Consider the following 20,937-nt stretch of genomic DNA (forward strand, 5'->3'; position numbering starts at 1 on the left):
GGCCCGAGAGAAAGACCAGAATGCCCCGCTTCAGCATCATCGTCCCCGCCTTCGGGGTAGCCGGCCGCCTGTCCCAGGCGCTCGACTCCGTTCTCAGCCAGTCCTTCGGCGACTTCGAGCTGATTCCGGTCTGCGACGCCCCGGACTCCGCCGCGGGCTCGGTCGCCGCCGCGTACGCCGAACGGCACCCCCAAGTCGTCGCGCTGACCTCGCCGCCCTCCGGCGGCCTGGGCGTGGCCCGTACGACGGGGATGGCGGCGGCGACCGGGACGTATCTGCTGTTCCTCGACGGCGACGACGTCCTCACACCCGGTGCGCTCGCCGCGATCGACGCGCGCCTGACGGGGACCGGTGACGTGGACGTCCTCTTCTTCGACCACGAGCGGGTCCACTGGTGGGACGCCGAGACGTCCACGCCCCCGCTGGGCCCGGCGCCCGACGGGGCGTTCGCGCCCGGCCGGGCGCCGGCGCTGACCGGGGTGTCCGTGCCCGCGTGGAGTGCCGCCTACCGTCGCGCGTTCGTCACCGGGCACCGGCTCACGTTCCCGGCGAGCCACTTCACCGACATCGGCTGGGGCGGTCTGGTCACGCTCGCCGCGGAGCGCATGGCGGTTCTGCGGTCGGTCTGCGTACGGCATCTGGTGCGCCGGCAGGGCAGCCGGCTGCACAGCCCCGGAGCCCATCAGCTCGACCTCCTCGACCAGGTCGAGCTGGTCCTCACCCGGGCCGCCGACATCGCCCTGCCCGGCGACCGGTTGGGCCCTCTGTTCGAGCAGCTCTTCTCCGCCGTCCTGCGGACCGCCGCGCATCCGGAGCGGCTGCCCGCGCATCTGCGGCGTGCGTTCTTCCGGCGGGCGGGCCGCCTGTACCGCCGTCACCGCCCGGCCGGGTTCCGGCCGCCGGCGGGCAGTGTCGGGGTACAGCACCGGCTGCTCGCGTCCGGTGCCTATGACGCTTTCCGTGCGCTGCGGGCCGTCAACCAGGGCGCGGCGCAGGCGGCGCGGCGAACGCCCCGGCCCCGGGGGCTGCGCACCCGCGCCCGGTACGCGCTGCACCTGCACCGCCCGCTCGACGGTGAACTCGCCGTGTACTGCGCGTACTGGGGCCGGGGCTACGCCTGCAACCCGGCCGCGATCCACGCCAAGGCCCGCGAACTGGCCCCGCACATCCGCTCGGTGTTCCTCGTGGAGCCGGACGCGGTGGCCGGCGTGCCGAAGGACGTGGAGTACGCGGTGATCGGCAGCCGCGCCGCCTGGGAGGTGCTCGCCCGCGCCAAGTATCTGATCAACAACGCCAACTTCGCGGACGGTGTCGTCAAGCGCCCGGGCAGCGTGCACCTCCAGACCCAGCACGGCACCCCGCTGAAGAAGATGGGCGTCGACCAGTCGACGTATCCCGTGGTCGCGGCCGCCTCCGGGAGCTTCACCAAGCTGCTCACCCGGGTGGACCGCTGGGACTACAACCTTTCCTCCAACCGGCACTCGACCCGGATGTGGGAGCGAGCGTTCCCGGGGTCGTACGAGACCCTCGAGTACGGCTATCCGCGCAACGACGTGTACTACACGGCGACCGCGGACGACGTGGCCCGGATCCGCCGTGAGCTGGGCGTCCCCGAGGGCAGGACGGCCCTGCTGTACGCGCCCACGCACCGCGACCACGACACCGGCTTCGACGCGCGCCTGGACCTGGAGGCGTTCTGCGAGGCGATCGGCGACGGGTACGTGGTGCTGCTGCGCGCCCACTACTTCTACGACCGGGGCCCGGCGCGCGGCGACGGCCGGATCATCGACGTCACCGGCCACCGCTCCTCCGAAGAGGTGTGCCTGGCCGCCGACGCGCTGATCACGGACTACTCGTCGATCATGTTCGACTACGCCAACCTGGACCGGCCCATCGTCGTGTACGCGGACGACTGGGACGTCTACCGGGAGGTCCGGGGCGTCTACTTCGACCTGATGGAGACGCCGCCGGGCCGGGTGGCGCGTACGCCCGAGGAGCTCACGGCGGTCTTCCGCGACGGCGCGTACGCGGACCCCTCCGCCGCCGCCCTGCGGGCCGCCTTCCGGCAGCGCTTCTGCGAGTTCGACGACGGGCTCGCCGCCGAGCGCGTGGTGCGCCGGGTGCTGCTGGGGCAGCCGCCCGAGTCGATCCCGCCCGTGATCCCGCTCGCCGAGCGTGTCCCGGCCCCGGCCCACTGCCTGGTGAGGAGCTGACCTTCGTGCCCCGCTTCAGTGTCATCGTCCCCGTCTTCAAGGTGCAGGGCTTCCTCGGCGAGTGCCTGGACTCGGTGCTCGGGCAGTCCTACGCCGACTTCGAGGTGATCGCCGTCGACGACCGCTCGCCCGACGGCTGCGGAGCGATCCTCGACGAGTACGCCGCGCGCGATCCGCGCGTACGGGTGCTGCACCTGCCCGAGAACGTCGGTCTCGGCCGGGCCCGCAACGCCGGGATGCCGTACGCCACCGGGGACTATCTGTTCTTCCTCGACAGCGACGACACGCTCACCCCGGGGGCGCTGCGCGCGATCGCCGACCGGCTGGAGGAGACCCGCGACCCCGACGTCCTCGTCTTCGACTACGCCCGCACCTATTGGTGGGGCGGCACCCGTCGCAACGTCCTGGCCCGGGTGCTCGCCGAGGCGGGCGCGGGGACCTTCACGGCGGCGGACAAGCCCGAGATCCTCGACCTGCTGATGGTGGTGTGGAACAAGGTCTACCGCCGGGACTACGTCACCGCGCACGACCTCAGCTTCCCGCCGGGCTACTACGAGGACACGCCCTGGACGTTCCCCACTCTGCTGAGCGCCCGGCGGATCGCGGCCCTCGACCGGATCTGCCTCAACTACCGGCAGCGCCGCCAGGGCAACATCCTGTCCACCACCAGCCGCAAGCACTTCGACATCCACGACCAGTACGAGCGGGTCTTCGCGTACGTCGACGCCCACCCGGAACTGGACCGCTGGCGCCCCTGTCTGCACCGCAAGATGGGCGAGCACTGTCTGGACATCCTCGCCAAACCGGACCGGCTGCCCGCCTCCGACAAGGGCGAGTTCTTCCGCCGCACCGCCGAGCTGTTCCGCCGGCACCGCACTCAGGAGCCGGTCCCGGCCGAACTGCGCGTTCTTCAGGGCGGCTACGCCCGCTACCGGGCCCGGCAGCGGGCCGCCGCGCTCGGCGGCGCGCTCGGCCGGCGAAAAGAGCAGGTCCGCGGGGTGGTGGCCGGCTGCGTCAAGAGCGGCTGGTCCCGGGCGCACGCGCTGCGGCCCCTGGACCCGAACCTGGCCGTCTACTCGGCGTTCTCGCACCGGGGCGTCCTCGGCGACCCGGCCGCCATCCACCGCGCGGCAGGTGAGCTCGCCCCGCACATCCGGGGCGTGTGGGTCGTGCGCCAGGACCAGGCGGAGCACCTTCCGCCGGACATCGAGTACGTGCTGCCGGACTCTCTGGCCTACCACCGGATCACCGCGCGGGCCACGTACTTCGTCAACAACGTCAACTGGCCCGGCCCCCTTGTGAAGCGCCCCGGCACCGTCCACATCCACACCCATCAGGGCACCCCGCTGAAGTACATGGGGGCCGATCTGCTGGGCAAGCCGGGCGCCCGCTACGGGGCGGACGTGCCGCAGATGCTGCGCCGCGCCGACCGCTGGGACTACAGCCTGGTCGCCAACCGCCACTCGGAGCTGGTCTGGGACCGCGCCTACCCCTGCCACTTCTCCTCGGTCCGCACCGGCAGCCCCCGCAACGACGTCCTGGTGGGCGCTCGGCCCGGCGACGGGGCCGCCTTCCGGTCCCGGCACGGCATCCCCGAGGACCACACGGTCGTGCTGTACGCGCCGACCCGCCGGGACCACGTCCGGGGCGGCCACGCCGACCGCTTCGACCTGGCCCGGTTCGCCGAGGACCTGGGGACGGGCCGCACCCTGGTGGTCCGTCTGCACCCCTCGCTCGCGGAGGGTCCGGCCCGCGGCCTGGGCCTGGCCGAGCTGCACCGGCGCGGCGTGCTGGTCGACGCCACCGACGAGGTGCATGTCGAGGAGGTGATGCTCGCCTCGGACGTCCTGGTCACGGACTACTCGGGCCTGATGTTCGACTACGCCAACCTGGACCGGCCGATCGTCGTGCACGCCGACGACTGGGGCGCGTTCACGGCCGCACGGGGCGCGTACTTCGACATCACGGCACAGGCGCCGGGTCATGTCTCGCGCTCGTACCGGGACCTGGCGTGGCTGTTCGCCTCGGGGTGCTGGCGGGACGCGGAGTCGGCACGGCTGCGGGCCCGCTTCCGGGCGCGGTTCTGCGAGTTCGACGACGGGCAGGCGGCCCGGCGGGTGGTGCGGACGCTGATGCTGCGCGAGCCGGACGTCCCGGTGTCCATCCCGGCCCCGGCGGCGGGCGACGTGGGTGCGCTGACCACGGCATGAGAACGCGCCCGGCGCCGGGAGGGGTTCTCACCGGCGCCGGGCGCGGGTCGGTGGTTACTCGACGACCAGCTCGACCGGGATGTTGCCGCGGGTCGCGTTGGAGTAGGGGCAGACCTGGTGGGCCTGCTCGACCAGCTTGCGGCCGGTCTCCTGGTCCACCGAGTCCGGCAGCTCGATGTGCAGCGTGACCGCGAGGCCGAAGCCCTCGCCCTGCTTGCCGATGCTCACCTCGCCGGTCACCGCGGCGTCGCTGACGTCGACCTTGGCCTGACGGCCGACGAGACCGAGGGCGCTGGCGAAGCAGGCGGCGTACCCGGCGGCGAACAGCTGCTCGGGGTTGGTGCCCTGGCCGCTGCCGCCCATCTCCGCCGGGATGGCCAGCTGAAGGTCGAGCTTGCCGTCGGAGCTGACGGCGCGCCCGTCGCGGCCGTGGGTGGCGGTGGCGACGGCGGTGTAGAGCGCGTCCATGGAAAACCATCCCTCTCGAAAGTCTCTTCCGGCGGCCGGCCTTCCTTCCGTCCGGACCGCCTCACAGAGGTGATTAGAGCACACAATTCAGTTGTGTACAACTAAGTGGGCCGCCGGAGCTACCCTGGAGCCATGACGACCACGCCGACCCCCAGCACGGCGGCCGCTGCCGCCCCCGCGGCCGAGGAGTACCTGCGCCTCGAGCACCAGATCTGCTTCTCGCTGCACGCCGCCTCCCGCGCCTTCAACGGCGTCTACCGCGTCGTGCTCAAGGAGCTGGACCTCACCTACCCCCAGTACCTGGTGATGCTGGTGCTGTGGGAGCGGGGAGAGCTGCCGGTGAAGAAGCTCGGTGAGCACCTGCGGCTGGACTCCGGGACGCTGTCGCCGCTTCTGAAGCGGCTGGAGGCCGCGGGGCTGGTGCGGCGCGAGCGCAGCACGCGGGACGAGCGGTCCGTGCACGTCCACCTCACGGACGAGGGCGCAGCGCTGAAGGAGCGGGCGCTGCTGGTGCCCCGCCGGATCTCCGCGGCCACGGGCTTCGACCTGGCGGAGATCACGGATCTGCGAGCCCGCCTCGACCGGCTGACCCGGGCGCTGGACGCGGCTGCGCTGGACGAGACTCCGGACTGCCTGTAGGACCTTGGACCGCCCGCAGGACCAGGACCGCCCGCGGGACTTGGACCGCCTGCGGGACGCGGTCGGGTGCGGTCCGCGGCGGTTCGCCCGCCGCCGCGAGCCCCCTCGCGGCGCACGTAGAGTCGAAGGGTGACACCGCGGTGCACGTACTCCGCGCGGGTGACGAACCCCTCGTTCACGGCCGCGAGTTTGGCGCGGTCGGTGGCGTTCCAGGGGGTCCAGGAGGGCCGCAGCGCATAGCCCTGGGCGACCACCCAGAGGTACTTCAGCCCGCCGAGCCGCCGCCGCAGCTCACGGGGACCGACCTCCTGCCCGTACAGCGTCCCGCCTTCGGCCGCGGGCACGTCCAGCGCCACGTCCCGGACCCCCCGGAACCCCGCGGGATAGGTCAGGGCCGACCGCCGTTCCAGCGAGGGAAGGAACAGCACGGGGTCTCCGGGCCGTACGGTGCGGCCCACCGCGGCCGAGACGGCGGCGAGGTCGTCGGGCCGGTTGCCGGCCCTGCGGTCGGCCCTGAGCAGGGGTAACTGCGCGACCAGCACCCCGCAGACGAGTAACACCCCGACCAGGGCCCCGACGTGCCGGCGCCCCCGGGAGGACCGCCGCGGGACCAGGCGGATGCCGGGGACGGAGATCCGTGGCCGCTCCCGTGCCGCCACTCCCGCACCGTCCGGCACCGGTCCGCGCGGCGTGGACGGCAGGGGGACCCGCGCGGCCGGGTATTCGCCGTGCGGGGCGCCGCTCCGCACAGGGGCTGCGGTCCTCCCGGCCGGCCGGGAGAACATCCCGGCCACCCGCTCGGCACCGGCCGCGGCCAGCAGGGGCGCCCCGGCCAGTGAGTACAGCACATACCGGTCGTCGTAGAGCGGGCTGACCTGGGACGCCGCCATCAGCACCGCCGGCGGGACCAGCAGCAGCGGCAACGCCACCCCGGCCGGCGAAACCCCTTGCCGCGCCCCGGACTTGCGCACCGCCGGCGCCATCAGCACCAGGTACGGCCCCAGCACCGCCCACGATGGGCCCGCGAAGCCCCGCAGCAGCCGCCACACGCTCCGCCCGTCCGGCGGCATCAGCCATGCCACCTGCTCCGCCTGCCCCCGCGACACCAGCGCCAGCGGCAGCAGCACCACGGCCACGGCCCCGGCCGCGCAGGCCCACCCCCGCCACACCCTGCCCGGCACCCGGGCGAGTGCCAGCGTGCAGGCGTGGGCGAGCAGCACCAGCACCGCGAACTCGTGCAGCACACAGGTGACGGCGAGGACGACGCCGTAGGGCCACCACCTCCCGCCCTCGATCGCCCGCACCAGCAGCAGCGTCGCGCCCGTGACGCCGGCCGCGACCAGCGCGTAGCTGCGCCCCTCCTGCGCGTAGTGCCCGACCATCGGCGTGACCGCGTACAGCAGTCCCGCCCACAGCCCCACGCGCGGACGGCACAGCCGTGTGCCCAGCGCGGCGACCAGTCCGGCCGCGGCGGCCGCCCCGCAGACCGAGGGAAGCCGCAGCAGCACCTCACCGGGACGGACGGCGAGGACCCCGTGCATCAGCAGGTAGTACAGGCCGTGCACCGCGTCCACATGGTGCAGCAGCCGCCAGATCTGCGGCAGCGAACGGCGCGCGACCTGGAAGGTGGCCGCCTCGTCGCGCCACATGCCGTCGCGGTCCAGTCCCCACAGCCCGAGGACGAACATGACGGCCACGGGCACGAGGACAGCCACGCGCTCCGTACGCCTCAACGGTGAGCCAGTCATGAGGGCATTCAACATGTGCTGACTTAGTACTATTAACTAACGTTTACCGCGGATGGACGATATATCTGCACACTCGGGTCATCGAAGCGGCTTACCATCCGGGCTTGATGAGTGCTTTGAAGAGTGCCAAGGAACCCCCCGCACCCCCGCCCGTGCCGGCATCGCCGCCACCATTCCGGAAGAGGGGCCGGACGACACATCGGTTGCTTCTGCTCGCCACCGGCTGGCTCACCACCCGGGCGCTGATGCTGTGGCTGCTGGCCCACGACCAGTACCCCCTGCTCGGCCGGGGAGGGGTCGCACGCGAGGTGCGGATGCTGTACTTCCACTGGTACGGGATCCTCTCGCACGGCGCGTTCCCGTCGGGCGACCGGCTGTGGCAGTACCCGCCGGGAGCGGGCGCGGTCCTGTTGTCCCCCGCACTGCTGCCTGGTTTGACCTACTTTCAGGCATTCGTCGTCCTCACCCTGCTCACCGACGCCGTGATCACCCTCGTTCTCGCCCGCGCGGGCACCAGCCCGGGCCGCTCGCTGCGCGGCGCGGCCCTGTGGACGGCGGCCCTGCCGCTGCTGCTGCACGTTCCGCTCGCCCGGTACGACATCCAGGTCACCGCCTTCGCGGTCGTCTCGCTGCTGACGTTGTCGCGTTCCACGCGCGCGGGTGGCGCGTTCGCGGCACTCGGCGCCCTGGTGAAGGTGTGGCCGGCGCTGGCGCTCCTCGGCACCCCGCGCGGCCGCGGCACCCGCGAGGCGTGGACGGCGGCCGCGGTCACCGCGGTCACGCTGCTCGCCCTGCTCGCGGCCCTGTTCCGCAACCCGTTCGACTTCCTGCGCCAACAGGGTGGCCGGGGCGTGCAGATCGAGTCACTGGGCGGTACGGCGCTCATGCTGGCGCGCCGGGCCGGCTGGCCGGGGCGCACCCGCTACCAGTACGGAGCCGTCGAGTTCGTCGGCCCGCATGTGCACGCCGTCGCCGTCTGCTCGCTCGCCCTGACCGCGGTCGCCTTCGCGCTGCTGCTGCTGTGGCGGGTACGGGCCCGCCACTGGACGCCCGCGACCCCCTACGACGCGGCGCTCACGGCCGTCCTGCTGTTCACGGTGACAAGCCGGGTGATCAGCCCCCAGTACATGGTGTGGCTGATCGGGCTGACCGCGGTCTGCCTGACCTCACGCCACACCACGCAGCGCGCGGTGGCCCCGCTGGTCCTGGCGGCGAGCGCGGTGAGCACGGTGGAGTACCCGGCCCTCTACGGGGACGTCATCGACAGCACCTGGGTGGGATGTCTGCTCATGGTCGTACGCAACGGGCTGCTGGCGTCCGCGGCGGTGCTGTCCTTCGTCCGCCTGTGGCGCTCGGGCCGGCGCCCCGCCCCGGAACCGCTGGAAGCGGACATCCCGCCGGGGAACCCCGGCCGCGTTCCTGCCCTCTTCCGCACAGGCGGTTAATCGGCTCTTAACAGATAATTACCAGGTATCCCTAGGCTGCGGCTCGTGGATTCGATGCACCCTCACGATGCACAGGTCAGCGTCGTCGTCATCGGTTACGACGACGCCACTCATGTGACGGACGCGGTGCGTTCGGCCCTGGCCCAAGGCGGGATCGTCCGCGAGGTGATCGCGGTCGACGACTGCTCCACGGACGGCAGCCCCGCGTTGCTGGACGCCCTCGCGGCCGAGGACCCGCGGGTGAAAGTGGTGCGCAGAAGCACCAACAGCGGCGGCTGCGGCACCCCGCGCAACGACGGGATCGACGCGGCGACCGCCCCGTATCTGATGTTTTTGGACAGCGACGACATTCTGCCGCCCGGCGCGGTGGACGCGCTGCTCATGGCCGCCGTCGCCCACGAGACCCCGCTCGCCGCGGGCCTGTGCGTGCGCCGTGAGCTGCCGTCGGGCCGCGAGGTCCCCTGGCAGCCGGAGCTGTACGAGACGCCCGCGCTGGTCTCCCGCCCCTCCCGGCGCCCCCGGCTGGTGGACGACACGCTGTGCGTCAACAAGCTGTACCGCACCGACTTCCTGCGCGAGCACGGCATCCGCTTCCCCGAGGGCCGCTTCCCCTACGAGGACTTCGTGTTCACCGCGCGCGTACTGGCCGCCGGACCGAGCATCGCCCTGGTGCCGGACACCGTGTACGTCTGGCATGTGCGCCGCTCGGCGCAACGGCTGTCGATCTCCCTCGACCGCGCCGACATCGACAACTGGAAGGCGCGCATGGAGGCCAACCGGCAGGCGTACGAGATCCTGCTGGGCGCCGGTGAGAAGCGGCTCGCGCGCGCGGCGCGTGCCACTTTCCTGGACCGCGGGCTGCGCATGTACGCGCGGGAACTGCCGTTGCGCGACCCCGGGTACCGGGACGAGTGGTGGAAACTCACGCGCGCGTACCTGTCGGACTTCGACGCCGCCGACCTCGCGCAGGCGTCCGTGCCGGGACGGGTCGTGGCGCAGGTGGTGCTCGCCTCCGACCAACCCCGCGATCTGCGCCGGCTCAAGGAGCTGGCGGCCCACCCGGCGCGGCTGACCCCGCCCTACGCGACCACCGAGGGCGGTGCTCCAGTCTGGTCGGCGGATCTGCCGCAGGTCCGGCTGGAGCACCTGCTGCACCGCCCCATGGGGCACCTCCCGGTCGCCGTCGACGCGGAACTGCGTCCACGCGCGCGGGGCACCCGGCTGCGGCTGCGCCTGCACGAGCTGTACGGGCGGGTGCAGAACGCGCGCCCGCACCGGGTGGACGTGGCGTTCGTGCAGCGGGAGGACGAGACCCGGGTGGGACTCGCCGCCACGGCCGCGCTCCGGCCGGACGCGGACCTCGGCGGCTGGACGGCCGAGACGCCCGTGGACCTCGTGGCGCTCGCCGCCGGGACCTGGGACCTGAAACTGACGCTGCGCTTCGACGACGGCACGAGCCGGGAGACCACGGCCCACGCTCTGGAGGGCCCCGGCCTGCTGGGCCGGTGCGTGGTGCCGAGCGTGCGGCACGGGGTGCTGCTGACGCAGCCGTACGCGACGCACTCCGGGGCGCTGGCCCTGCGCGTGGCATCCGGCGTACGCGGAGTGACGGCGGTCGTGGGCCGCAGGCTCCGACGGCTGCTTCACTGGGCATGACCACAGACGGACACTGGGCCAACTGACGAGGAGACGGCCGTACATGACTTGGCTGATCACCGGCGGCGCCGGCTACATCGGGGCGCATGTCGTCCGCGCGATGACCGAGGCGGGCGAGCGCGCCGTGGTGTACGACGACCTGTCCACGGGCATCGCCGAGCGCGTGCCCGCCGGGGTGCCGCTGGTGGTGGGGTCCACGCTGGACGGCGAGCTGCTGCGCCGCACGCTGGCGGAGCACGCGGTGAGCGGGGTCGTGCATCTGGCTGCGAAGAAACAGGTGGGTGAGTCGGTCGAGCTGCCGCTGCACTACTACCGGGAGAACGTGGAGGGCCTGCGGGTCCTGCTGGACGCGGTGACGACGTCCGGGGTTCCCTCTTTCGTGTTCTCCTCCTCCGCCGCGGTGTACGGCATGCCGGACGTCGATCTGGTGACGGAGGAGACGCCGTGCGTCCCGATGTCGCCGTACGGCGAGACCAAGCTGGCCGGTGAGTGGCTGGTCCGGGCGACGAACCGCGCCACGGGCCTCGCGACGGCCTCCCTGCGCTACTTCAACGTGGCGGGGGCGGCGGCCCCGGAGCTGGCCGACGTCGGCGTCTTCAACCTCGTCCCCATGGTCTTCGAGAGGCTGACACAGCAGGCGGCTCCGCGCATCTTCGGCGACGACTATCCGACCCCCGACGGCACCTGCGTGCGCGACTACATCCACGTGGTCGACCTCGCGGAGGCCCACGTGGCGGCGGCCCGCGCGCTCGGGGCCGCCCCCGGCACGGACCTGACCCTCAACATCGGGCGCGGGGAAGGCGTGTCGGTGCGCGAGATGATCGACCGCATCAACGCCGTCACGGGTTACGACATCGCGCCGGCCGTCACGCCTCGCCGCCCCGGCGACCCCGCCCGCGTCGTCGCCTCGGCCGACCGTATCGCCGAGCGGCTGGGCTGGACGGCGAAACGCGACGTGGAGGACATGATCACCTCCGCCTGGGAGGGATGGGTGCGCAGGCATCCGGGGGCGGCGCGGCGGTAGGACGGTCAGGCTTTCACGCCCGGCGAGAGCTCCGGGAGTTCCGGAAAGGTGACGCCCGTCAGCTCCTCGGAGACCGTCCACAGGCGCCGGGCCGTCGCCGGGTCGCTGGCCGCGTGCGAGCGGCCGACCAAGGTCGGGGCGCCGCGCATCTCGCTCATGCCGTCGGGGCCGATGTAGCTCACGCCGGGCAGGTCCTGGGTCGCGGCGTACAGGGTCGGCAGCGCACCCGCCTTGTCGTCCTGGGCGAACAGGCGGTTGCCGACCTGCATCGCGACCCGGCGCAGGGCGTTGGCGTCGTGGCCCTGGAGGTTGGTGGAGGCCCAGCCCGGGTGCGCGGCCAGGGCCCGTACGCGTGAGCCGGCCTCGGTCAGGCGGCGCTGAAGCTCCAGGGTGAACAGCAGGTTGGCCAGCTTGGACTGGGCGTACGCCGCCATGGGGGCGTATTCGCCGGTCAGGTTCAGGTTCTCGAAGTGGATGCGCGCGCCGGGATAGCGGTGCATGCCCGAGGACACGGTGACCACGCGGTCCCTGACATACGGCAACAGCAGGTTCGTCAGGGCGAAGTGGCCCAGGTGGTTGGTGCCGAACTGGGTTTCGAAGCCGTCCTTGGTGGTGCCCTCCGGGACGTTCATTACACCGGCGTTGTTGACGAGCACGTCGATGTCACCCCGCCACCCGTCGGCGAACTCACGCAGGGACGCCAGGTCGCCGAGATCGAGACGGCGCACCTCGAGGTGTCCCTTCGCACCACGCAGGGTGGCGGCGGCCGCCTCGCCGCGCTTCGGATCGCGTACGGCGAGCACCACGCGTGCGCCGGCCCGGGCGAGGACGTCGACGGTGGCGAGGCCTATGCCGCTGTTGGCGCCGGTGACGACGACCGTGCGGCCGGTCTGGTCGGCGATGTCACCTGCGTTCCACTTGGTCTGCTTCGTGGTCTTCGTGGTCTTCGTGGTCTTCGTGGTCTTCGTGGTCCGGGTGCTCTGTGTCGTGGGCATAGAGCCAAAGTAGGCGCCGACAACAATGCTGTCAATGACAACAATGATGTCGCCGTCAACAAAGTAGGCGTCGACCACATCGTGGCTACACTGACCTGTATGCACACTCGACGCCGTTACCACCACGGAGACCTCCGCGCCGCGCTGCTGACCCGCGCCGAGGAGACGCTCCGCGAAAAGGGACCGGCCGCGCTGTCCCTCCGCGAACTCGCGCGCGACCTGGGCGTGAGCCACGCGGCGCCGAGCCGCCACTTCAAGGACAAGCAGGCACTGCTGGACGCGCTCGCGCTGGCCGGCTTCGGCCGGCTCGCGGAGGCGATGACGACGGCACTGAAGGAGACGGGCGAGTCGTTCGCCGAAAGACTGAGGGCGGGGGCACGTGCGTACGTGGACTTCGCCACCGCCAACGCGGAGCTGCTCGACCTCATGTACTCGATCAAGCACACCCCCGAGGCGTCCGAGGAGCTGAGCGCCGCGGCCCAGCGGTGGACCGAGGAGATGGTGGGCCTGATCACCGACGCACAGCGTCGCGGAGAGGTGCGCGAGGGCCCCCCGGAGCGCGTGGGTGTCGGGGTCTTCTCCACCCTGCACGGCTACGCGTCCCTCGCGGCGAGCGACTCCCTGCCGCCGGAAGTGTGCGCACAGGACCTGGACGAGCTGATCGCGTACATCCTGCGGGGCTGCGCTCCGGAGATGAACGGATGAGGCACCCGACCCCCATCGAGCGCGCGATCGCCACCGTCCTCGGCTCCGCCGTCGGCGACGCGCTGGGCGCGCCCTTCGAGTTCGGGCCGGAGGGCGCGTTCTCGGCCCGCTTCCCCCGGCGGGGCCACGGCGGCGAGATGTGCGGGGGCGGCGGCTGGGATCCGGGCGAGGCGACCGACGACACACGGATGGCGGCGCTCCTCGGGGAGTCACTGCTGGAGCGCGGCGGCCTCGAACTCCGGGACGTCTTCGACCGGTTCCGGCGCTGGGCGGCGGCCGGCCCCAAGGACATCGCCTGCAGACCGAGGCCGTCCTCTCCAGCGGCGACCCCTGGGACCTCGCGGCGGCGCTGCACTTCCAGGTGAACCAACGGGCCGCGGGCAACGGCGCGTTGATGCGCGCGGCCACCTCGGCGGTCTACTTCGCGCCCCAGGGCCGGGAGCCCACCATGGGCGCCGCCCGCCGGATCGCCGCCCTCACCCACGGGGACCGCGCGGCCTGGGAGGGCACGGCGATCTTCCACGAGCTGATCCGCGTGGCACTCACCGGCGAGGACCCCCTTGCCGCGCTCCCCGGCACCCTCGCGGCCGTCCACCCCGACCACCGCGACCGCTACGCGACCGTCCTGGCCCCCGGCTGGCATCCGGACCTGGCGACGGAGTTCAACGGGGCGGTCTGGCCATGTCTCGGCTCCGCCGTCTGGGCACTGCGGACCACCACGTCGTACGAGGACGCCCTACGTGCCGCCGTGGACCTCGGCGGCGACACGGACACGGTCGCGGCGGTGACCGGCGGGCTGGCCGGAGCGGTGTACGGCCCGGCCGCGATCCCGGAGCGCTGGGCGGAGCTGTTGCACGTCCCGCTGCCGGGGTTCGGCGACCGCGTGCTGAGGTCGCCCCAACTGGTGGAGCTGGCCCGGAGCCTGGCTCTCCGAAGCACGCGCACGAGCTAGTACCGCCTCGGACGGCGTTCGCCCTGGGCTGCCGGCGCCCGATGCCCCGGCAGGCCCGGTGGACCACCGCAGCCCGGATCAGTCACCTGCCGCGGACACACCGGCCGACACCACGGGCTCGGGCGGGCGCCCGCCTCACAACGCCTTCAGCGCCCCCGCGGTGGCCCGGGCCAGACCCGCCAGGTATCCCTTCGGCAGCTTCGGGCCCCGTACCACCACCGCTCGCCAGTACAGCGGTCCCGAGATCAGGTCGAGGGCGAGGTCCTGGTCGATGCCCTCACCGATCTCGCCGCGGACGGCGGCCGCCGCGACGATGCCGCTCGCCACGCTCTGCTGCCCCTCCCGCAGCGCCTTCTGCATGGCCTCCGCGATCTCGGGGTTGCGGGCCGCCTCCGCCTGGAGATCCGGGATGATCTGCCCGGCCACCGGGTGCCGCAGGGCGCGTGACGTCAGCTCGTACAGCAGACGCAGGTCTCCCTCCAGGGATCCCGTGTCGGGGGCCGGCAGACCCTGGACCGCGACCGCCGAGACCAGGTCGAGGACCAGGTGCAGCTTGGAGCGCCACCGGCGGTACACCGCGGTCTTGCCGACGCCCGCCCGGCGCGCGATGCCCTCGATGGACATCCGGGCGTAGCCGACGGCCGCGAGCTCCTCGAAGACGGCCGCACGAATGGCCTCCGTCACGTCCTCGCGCAGCACCGCCGCACCCGCGGGCGCCCTGCGGCGCCGATTCACCTGGGGAGTGTCGGCGTTCGTGGTCATGCGGACCAGCATAGGGCGTGACGACGGAACGGTTGCGTTCCGACGTCAGAACGGCTTACGCTCACGTGGCGACGATACGGTCCCGTTCCGACGTAAAAAGCAGTAGTCAAAAGTCCCAAGAGCAGCAAAAGAGCCCTAGAGTCCAGCAAGACCCCGGCAAGAAAAGTGAGAAAAGCCGGACAGTGGTACCGGAAGGGGCGCTATGGCGGAAGACTGCGGACCGGTTCGCGCAACCGACCCCCCCGAGCGAAAGCAGCGGATGTGAGCCAGGTCCTCCACACACCGCCCCCCACGGCATCCGAAGCGGCCGAGACCCCGGCACAGCTCGCCGCCCGGTACGGCCTCTCGGTCAGCGGCGCCCGTCCCTCCCTGCCCGAGTACGTCCGCCAGCTGTGGGCGCGCCGCCACTTCATCACGGCGTTCGCCACGGCCAAGCTCACCGCCCAGTACAGCCAGGCGAAGCTCGGTCAGGTCTGGCAGGTCATGACGCCACTGCTGAACGCGGCGGTGTACTACTTCATCTTCGGTGTGCTGCTGGGCACCAAGCACGGCGTCCCGGACTATGTCCCGTTCCTGGTCACGGGCGTGTTCATCTGGACCTTCACACAGAGCTCGATCATGGCGGGCACCCGCGCGATCTCCGGAAACCTGGGCCTTGTGCGCGCCCTGCACTTCCCGCGCGCCGCGCTGCCCATCTCCTTCTGCCTCCAGCAGCTCCAGCAGCTGCTGTTCTCGATGGCCGCCCTGGTCGTCATCCTGCTGTTCTTCGGCGTGCCGGTCGCCGCCTCCTGGCTGCTGGCGATCCCGGCCCTGGCCCTTCAGTTCATGTTCAACGCCGGCGTGTCGATGGTCATGGCCCGGATGGGTGCGAAGACGCCGGACATCGCGCAGCTGATGCCGTTCATCCTGCGGACCTGGATGTACGTGTCGGGCGTCATGTGGAGCATCGACAAGCTCACCGCGAAGGACCATCTGCCGCGCCTGGTGACGATCGCCCTGGAGACCAACCCGGCCGCCGTCTACATCGACCTCATGCGCTTCGCGCTGATCGACAGCTTCCACGCGCACCAGCTGCCCCCGCACGTGTGGGCGGCGGCCACCGGCTGGGCCCTGCTCGCCGGTGTCGGAGGCTTCATCTACTTCTGGAAGGCTGAGGAGACGTACGGCCGTGGCTAACCCGATCAGCGACCAGCTCATCCCGACCGTCATCTGCGAGGGCGTCGACATCGTCTACCGCGTCAACGGCACGGGCGCCGGCCGAGGCACCGCCACCGCCGCGCTCAACCGCATCGTGCGCCGCAAGCAGACGGAGAAGGCCGCGGGCGTACGCCGGGTGCACGCCGTCAAGAATGTGTCCTTCACCGCGTACAAGGGCGAGGCCGTCGGCCTGATCGGCACCAACGGTTCCGGCAAGTCGACGCTGCTCAAGGCCGTCGCCGGGCTGCTGCCCGTGGAGAACGGCAGGATCTACACCAACGGCCAGCCCTCACTGCTGGGCGTGAACGCCGCCCTGATGAACGACCTCACCGGCGAGCGGAACGTCCACCTCGGCGGCCTCGCCATGGGCATGTCCCGGGAGCAGGTCAAGGAGCGCTACCAGGAGATCGTCGACTTCTCCGGCATCAACGAGAAGGGCGACTTCATCACGCTGCCCATGCGCACCTACTCCTCCGGCATGGCCGCCCGTCTGCGCTTCTCCATCGCCGCCGCCAAGGACCACGACGTCCTCCTCATCGACGAGGCCCTCGCCACCGGCGACCGCTCCTTCCAGAAGCGCTCCGAGGAACGCATCCGCGAGCTGCGACGGCACGCGGGCACCGTCTTCCTGGTCAGTCACAACAACAAGTCGATCCGTGACACCTGCGACCGGGTGCTGTGGCTCGAGCGGGGCGAGCTGCGCATGGACGGCCCGACCGAGGAGGTCCTCGAGGCGTACGAGGCCTTCACGGGGGGCGAGAAGAAGACAGCCCCGCCACCGAAACCGCGGCAGAAGCAACCGGAACCCGCAAAGGCGGCTCTTCACTCTTGAGCCAGTACAACGCTCGAACACACCGACCATCGACAGCAGTGCCGCCGTGGGCGTCTGTAGAGCAAGGAGACCACGTGCAACCAGGGCTGAGCGTCATCGTCCACGGCCCCGATCCCCAAGGTCATCTGGGAGAACTCCTGGATTCCCTCACCGCCCAGCCGTTCACCGGAGCCGAGGTGATCGTCGCGGCCGTGGGCGACTGGGCCAGACAACAGGCCGAGCAGCGCGCGGCCGACGACCCCCGGATGGTGGTACTGCCGCTGCCGGACGGCACGAGCGACGGCGCGGCCCGGGCCGCGGGCGCCGACCGGGCCACCGGCCGCTGGCTGCACTTCGTACACGCCAAGGACGGGCTGCCCGCCGGCGCCCTGCGGTCGATCGCCGACCGCACCGCCGAACTGGCCGACTCGGCGGACGTCCTCGTCGTCGACCATGTCCGCTCCACCTGGCAGACCGCCGGCAGGCCCGGCCAGGACGGCCGGTACCTGGCTCGCGCCGGCCGCCGTGCCGCCCCGCTCGGCGACTTCCCCCAGCTGCTCTGGATGGCCCCGGTCCTGGGCAACCGGATCATCCGCGCGGACTTCTGGCGTTCCCGGGCCGTCTGCGACGACCTGGCCGACGCCGACTTCGGCGAAGACGAGACGTACACCGCCCTCGCCGTGCTCCTGCACGCCGACGAGATCGCCGCGCTCGACGAGGTGGCCTACGAGATACGGGAGCTGCGCGAGCAGAGCCTGCCGCCGGTCACCACGGCACAGCGCTACCAGTCCCTCGAACGGTACGAGCGGCTGCACCGGCTGCTCGCCGCGCGCGGCGCCCCGGAGGGGCCGCGGGCGGTGCTGTACGACCTGATGGTCCGCGACCTGCTGCGCGTCTTCAGCCGCAGCGGGATGCCGGAGTCCGAGGCGCGGGAGTTCTTCGGCCGCGCCTCCCAGGCCGCCGTGCGGTGGCGGCCGGAGCACCACCGGCGCCCGGCCGGCTTCGAGGGTGTCCGCCACGCCTTCCTGGAGGAGAACGCGTACACCAAGTACCGCGTCTTCCAGGCCGCCAACCAGAAGCGCCGCGAGGTGCGGTCCGCGGTCGCGTCGGGCAAGCGGCAGGTCGGCGCCAAGCTGCGCGACCACCGCTACCGCCGCGCGCTGACGGAGCCCGTAGACCCCCACCTGGCCGTGTTCTCGGCGTACTGGGACCGGGGCGTGGCCTGCAACCCGGCCGCGATCGCCGCGAAGCTCGCCGAACTCGCCCCGCACATCCACGCCGTGTGGGTGGTCTCCCGGAGCAAGGCGGCCCTGCTGCCGCCGGGCACCGACCACATCGTCCCCGGCACGCGCCGCTACTGGGACGTGATGGCGAAGGCCAAGTACCTGGTCAACAACGTCAACTTCCCCAACGCGGTGGTGAAGCGCCCGGACGCGGTCCATCTGCAGACCCACCACGGCACCCCGCTCAAGCGCATGGGCCTGGACCAGGTGGACTTCCCCGCCGCCTCCAAGGGGCTGGACTTCGACGCCCTGCTGGCCCGGATCGACAAGTGGGACTACAGCGTCTCGGCGAACGGCCACTCCACCCGGATGTGGGAGCGCGCCTACCCCTCGCGCTACACCTCGCTGGACTACGGCTACCCGCGCAACGACGTCTTCTACTCGGCGACGGCCGAGGACGTCCGCGCCATACGCGACCGCCTGGGCATAGCCCCGGGGCGCCGGGCCATCCTGTACGCCCCCACTCACCGCGACTACGAGGCGGGCTGGACGCCGCGCCTGGACCTCGCCTCCCTCGCCGACCGGCTCGGCGAGGACACGGTCCTGCTGGTCCGTGGCCACTACTTCTACGGCGGCGCGGCCTCCCCGCTGGCCGGACTGCGCCGCTCGGGCCGGGTGATCGACGTGTCGTCGTACGACCCGGTCGAGGAACTCTCCCTGGCGGCGGACGCCCTGGTCACGGACTACTCGTCGATCATGTTCGACTACGCCAACCTGAACCGTCCGATCGTGATCTACGCCGACGACTGGGAGACGTACGCGAAGACGCGGGGCGTCTACTTCGACCTGATGGCCGAGGCGCCGGGCCAGGTGGCGCACACCCAGGAGGAGCTGGCGGCCGTCTTCGAGACGGGCGCATGGCGGGACGAGGCCGCGCGAAAGGCCCTCACCGCCTTCCGGCGCAGGTTCTGCGAGTTCGACGACGGACGGGCGGCCGAGCGGGTGGTGCGCCGGGTCTTCCTGGGCGAGAGCGAGAAGTCGCTCCCACCCGTGATCCCGGTGGACGAACGGACCCCGGCCCCGACCCCCGAGGAGGCGACGGCGTGACGACGACCCGTACCCCCGATGTGACGATCACCGTCATCGTCTACAACGACGCGGAACGCCTGCCGCGCGCGGTGGCCTCGCTGCTGCGGCAGACGTACACCAACATCGAAGTGATCATCAGCGACGACCACTCGACGGACGACACCCCGACGGTGGCACGCCGGCTTCAGGCCCAGGACGAGCGGGTGCGGTATCTGCGCCTGCCCGAGAACAGCGGCGGCTGCAGCGCCCCGCGCAACCGGGCCATCGACATCGCCCAGGCGCCGTTCCTGATGTTCCTGGACAGTGACGACGAACTGCCCGAGAACGCCGTCGAGCTGCTGCTGAACGCGCACCGCGAGCGTGATGTCGACTTCGCCATGGGCGCGGTGGAGCGCATCCGCGTCGACACCGGCGGGCGCTCGACCTGGATGCCCCATCTGGTAGCCGAGCGGCGCACGGTCGAGGGCATCGGGTCCGAGCCGGGCCTGCTCTTCGAGCACCTGTCGACGAGCAAGATGTACCGGCGGGAGTTCCTGGACCGGCACGAGCTGCGCTTCCCCGAGGGCATCCACTACGAGGACCAGCTGTTCTCGGCGCAGGCGTACTGCCTGGCCCGCGCCTTCACGGTCATCCCGGAGCCGGTCTACCGCTGGTACATAGCCCCGTACGTGGCGGCGGAGGCGGCGTCGATCTCCAACCAGCGGCACAAGCTCTCCAACGTCCGCGACCGCATCCATGTGCAGACCCTGATCGACGCGTTCCTGACCGAGAGCGGCCATGAGTCCCTCCGGGCGGACAAGGACTACAAGTTCCTCAAGCACGACTTCCGGATGTACGCGGGTGACCTGCCGTACCGCGACGAGGAGTGGCTGGCCGGCTTCGCGGACCTGGTGACGCCGTATCTGGAGACGCTGGATCCCGCCGCGTACGCGCGGCTGCCGCGTGCCGAGCGGGTGGTGACCCAGCTGGTGCGTGAGCGGCGGACGGCGGAGGCGCAGCTGGCGGCGCGAGGCCTCGGCCACGGGGTCGCCCCTCGCCGGACGGTGACGGACGAATCGGGCCGGACCTACTGGGGGGCCGAGATCCCGTCCTCCACCTGGGCGCGCCGGGAACTCGACATCACCGACCTGGAGCTGGAGTACCGGCCGTTCTCCAGCGCGCAGTTCCGCCACGAGATCACGTCCGTGACGCCGGGCCCCGGCGCCTCGGTCGACCTCTCGATCCGGACGTACGACCCCGGCCTGCGGCTGCCTGTGGGACCGCAGCGGGCGAGCATCGTGGTCACGCCCGGACGGCGTCAGCTGGCGACGGCGTTCCGCCTGGACCCGGTCCGTCCCGGTGTCTTCGAGGGGCAGGTCCGGCTGGACATCGCGGCGGCGCACCTGCCCGTGCAGGGCTTCGACGGCATCCGTCACCCGGTGCTGCGCCTGAACCAGCAGGGCATGTCCAACTCGGGCGTCCTGCTGGCCCCGCTGTCCTTCCCCGTCCTGACGGCCACCCAGGTCGGCACGCTGCCGCACCAGGTGACGGTGGAGCCGGAGGGCCGCGGAGCGGGCCGCCTCCAGATCCGGTGGCGCCCGGTGGGCCTCACGGCCCGGGTGGGCCCGGTGGTACGCAGGGTGGCGGGACCGCGGGTGCGAGAGGCGGCACGGCTGGTCCGCAGCGTCCTGCGGTGACACGTTGTGGGGCGGACCGATCGGTCCGCCCCACTGTCTTGGCCATCGAAGCCACGGGCCCGCAAGGACGGCGGGCCCGGAACCCCCGGCCGCACGTCGACGCCGCCGGGACCCGCAAGAGCCG

Annotated in this window: 14 protein-coding genes and 2 pseudogenes; 12 read left to right on the forward strand and 4 right to left on the reverse strand. The window is 71.9% G+C overall.

The features are described from left to right. The first annotated feature begins 20 nt into the window (after positions 1-20). Together ABZ876_RS22985 and ABZ876_RS22990 are read left to right on the forward strand one after the other, a co-directional pair. Complete coding sequence (locus ABZ876_RS22985; protein WP_361784154.1) at positions 21-2,213, forward strand: bifunctional glycosyltransferase family 2 protein/CDP-glycerol:glycerophosphate glycerophosphotransferase; 2,193 nt, start codon at positions 21-23, stop codon at positions 2,211-2,213. A 5-nt stretch (positions 2,214-2,218) separates the two neighbouring features. After that, a complete protein-coding gene (locus tag ABZ876_RS22990; RefSeq protein WP_361784157.1) occupies positions 2,219-4,423 on the forward strand; it encodes a CDP-glycerol glycerophosphotransferase family protein in 2,205 nt (734 codons plus the stop codon). Positions 4,424-4,477: 54 nt separating this feature from the next. Here ABZ876_RS22990 and ABZ876_RS22995 read toward each other — a convergent pair whose 3' ends face one another. After that, a complete protein-coding gene (locus tag ABZ876_RS22995) occupies positions 4,478-4,891 on the reverse strand; it encodes an organic hydroperoxide resistance protein (RefSeq protein ID WP_361784160.1) in 414 nt (137 codons plus the stop codon). Between the two features lie 132 nt (positions 4,892-5,023). Between ABZ876_RS22995 and ABZ876_RS23000 the strand changes: the two genes are divergently transcribed. After that, positions 5,024-5,530 carry a MarR family transcriptional regulator gene (locus ABZ876_RS23000; protein ID WP_361784163.1) on the forward strand — a complete coding sequence of 169 codons (507 nt, stop codon included), beginning with the start codon at positions 5,024-5,026 and terminating at the stop codon, positions 5,528-5,530. Between the two features lie 107 nt (positions 5,531-5,637). On the opposite strand, the pseudogene ABZ876_RS23005 reads toward ABZ876_RS23000, so the two are convergent. Further along, positions 5,638-7,218 (reverse strand): annotated as a pseudogene (locus tag ABZ876_RS23005) (glycosyltransferase family 39 protein); the annotation flags it as partial. A 305-nt stretch (positions 7,219-7,523) separates the two neighbouring features. On the opposite strand from ABZ876_RS23005, the gene ABZ876_RS23010 reads away from it, so the two are divergent. Genes ABZ876_RS23010 through galE form a run of 3 tightly spaced genes read left to right on the forward strand, consistent with a single transcriptional unit; the run spans position 7,524 to position 11,403 of the window. Then, positions 7,524-8,723, forward strand: a complete 1,200-nt coding sequence (locus ABZ876_RS23010; protein ID WP_361784270.1) for a glycosyltransferase family 87 protein — start codon at positions 7,524-7,526, stop codon at positions 8,721-8,723. A gap of 54 nt (positions 8,724-8,777) precedes the next feature. Further along, positions 8,778-10,379 carry a glycosyltransferase family 2 protein gene (locus ABZ876_RS23015; RefSeq protein ID WP_361784273.1) on the forward strand — a complete coding sequence of 534 codons (1,602 nt, stop codon included), beginning with the start codon at positions 8,778-8,780 and terminating at the stop codon, positions 10,377-10,379. 43 nt (positions 10,380-10,422) lie between these two features. Then, positions 10,423-11,403 carry a UDP-glucose 4-epimerase GalE gene (galE, locus tag ABZ876_RS23020; RefSeq protein ID WP_361784166.1) on the forward strand — a complete coding sequence of 327 codons (981 nt, stop codon included), beginning with the start codon at positions 10,423-10,425 and terminating at the stop codon, positions 11,401-11,403. 5 nt (positions 11,404-11,408) lie between these two features. Here galE and ABZ876_RS23025 read toward each other — a convergent pair whose 3' ends face one another. Then, on the reverse strand, positions 11,409-12,398 hold the full coding sequence (locus ABZ876_RS23025; RefSeq protein ID WP_361784169.1) for an oxidoreductase: 990 nt from the start codon (positions 12,396-12,398) through the stop codon (positions 11,409-11,411). A gap of 99 nt (positions 12,399-12,497) precedes the next feature. Between ABZ876_RS23025 and ABZ876_RS23030 the strand changes: the two genes are divergently transcribed. Together ABZ876_RS23030 and ABZ876_RS23035 are read left to right on the forward strand one after the other, a co-directional pair. Continuing rightward, positions 12,498-13,103, forward strand: coding sequence for a TetR/AcrR family transcriptional regulator (locus tag ABZ876_RS23030; RefSeq protein ID WP_361784172.1), 606 nt, complete (start codon positions 12,498-12,500; stop codon positions 13,101-13,103). Beyond that, positions 13,100-14,055 (forward strand): annotated as a pseudogene (locus ABZ876_RS23035) (ADP-ribosylglycohydrolase family protein). The gene ABZ876_RS23030 and the pseudogene ABZ876_RS23035 overlap by 4 nt, the downstream one beginning before the upstream one ends. A gap of 135 nt (positions 14,056-14,190) precedes the next feature. Here the strand turns inward: ABZ876_RS23035 and ABZ876_RS23040 are convergent. Continuing rightward, positions 14,191-14,829 carry a TetR/AcrR family transcriptional regulator gene (locus tag ABZ876_RS23040; protein ID WP_361784175.1) on the reverse strand — a complete coding sequence of 213 codons (639 nt, stop codon included), beginning with the start codon at positions 14,827-14,829 and terminating at the stop codon, positions 14,191-14,193. Between the two features lie 249 nt (positions 14,830-15,078). Here ABZ876_RS23040 and ABZ876_RS23045 point away from each other — a divergent pair, with 249 nt between their 5' ends. The 4 genes from ABZ876_RS23045 (at position 15,079) to ABZ876_RS23060 (ending at position 20,813) form a co-directional block, all read left to right on the forward strand. After that, the gene (locus ABZ876_RS23045; protein WP_361784178.1) at positions 15,079-15,993 is read left to right on the forward strand and encodes an ABC transporter permease; all 915 of its coding nucleotides are present in this window, start codon (positions 15,079-15,081) and stop codon (positions 15,991-15,993) included. Beyond that, on the forward strand, positions 15,986-16,846 hold the full coding sequence (locus ABZ876_RS23050) for an ABC transporter ATP-binding protein (RefSeq protein ID WP_361784181.1): 861 nt from the start codon (positions 15,986-15,988) through the stop codon (positions 16,844-16,846). The genes ABZ876_RS23045 and ABZ876_RS23050 overlap by 8 nt, the downstream gene beginning before the upstream one ends. A 74-nt stretch (positions 16,847-16,920) precedes the next feature. Continuing rightward, on the forward strand, positions 16,921-19,155 hold the full coding sequence (locus ABZ876_RS23055) for a CDP-glycerol glycerophosphotransferase family protein (protein ID WP_361784184.1): 2,235 nt from the start codon (positions 16,921-16,923) through the stop codon (positions 19,153-19,155). Further along, positions 19,152-20,813: a glycosyltransferase family 2 protein gene (locus tag ABZ876_RS23060; RefSeq protein ID WP_361784187.1), complete on the forward strand. Its 1,662-nt coding sequence runs from the start codon at positions 19,152-19,154 to the stop codon at positions 20,811-20,813. The genes ABZ876_RS23055 and ABZ876_RS23060 overlap by 4 nt, the downstream gene beginning before the upstream one ends. Positions 20,814-20,937 lie beyond the last annotated feature (124 nt).

The organism is Streptomyces sp. NPDC046931 (assembly GCF_040644655.1).
Lineage (GTDB): Bacteria > Actinomycetota > Actinomycetes > Streptomycetales > Streptomycetaceae > Streptomyces.

Bases quoted from the DNA above. Each gene is read 5' to 3' on its own strand.
- ABZ876_RS22995 (WP_361784160.1), bottom strand. From the start codon at position 4,891: ATGGACGCGCTCTACACCGCCGTCGCCACCGCCACCCACGGCCGCGAC.
- ABZ876_RS23025 (WP_361784169.1), bottom strand. From the start codon at position 12,398: ATGCCCACGACACAGAGCACCCGGACCACGAAGACCACGAAGACCACG.
- ABZ876_RS23000 (WP_361784163.1), top strand. From the start codon at position 5,024: ATGACGACCACGCCGACCCCCAGCACGGCGGCCGCTGCCGCCCCCGCG.
- ABZ876_RS22985 (WP_361784154.1), top strand. From the start codon at position 21: ATGCCCCGCTTCAGCATCATCGTCCCCGCCTTCGGGGTAGCCGGCCGC.
- ABZ876_RS23030 (WP_361784172.1), top strand. From the start codon at position 12,498: ATGCACACTCGACGCCGTTACCACCACGGAGACCTCCGCGCCGCGCTG.
- ABZ876_RS23015 (WP_361784273.1), top strand. From the start codon at position 8,778: ATGCACCCTCACGATGCACAGGTCAGCGTCGTCGTCATCGGTTACGAC.
- ABZ876_RS23040 (WP_361784175.1), bottom strand. From the start codon at position 14,829: ATGCTGGTCCGCATGACCACGAACGCCGACACTCCCCAGGTGAATCGG.
- galE (WP_361784166.1), top strand. From the start codon at position 10,423: ATGACTTGGCTGATCACCGGCGGCGCCGGCTACATCGGGGCGCATGTC.
- ABZ876_RS23010 (WP_361784270.1), top strand. From the start codon at position 7,524: ATGCTGTGGCTGCTGGCCCACGACCAGTACCCCCTGCTCGGCCGGGGA.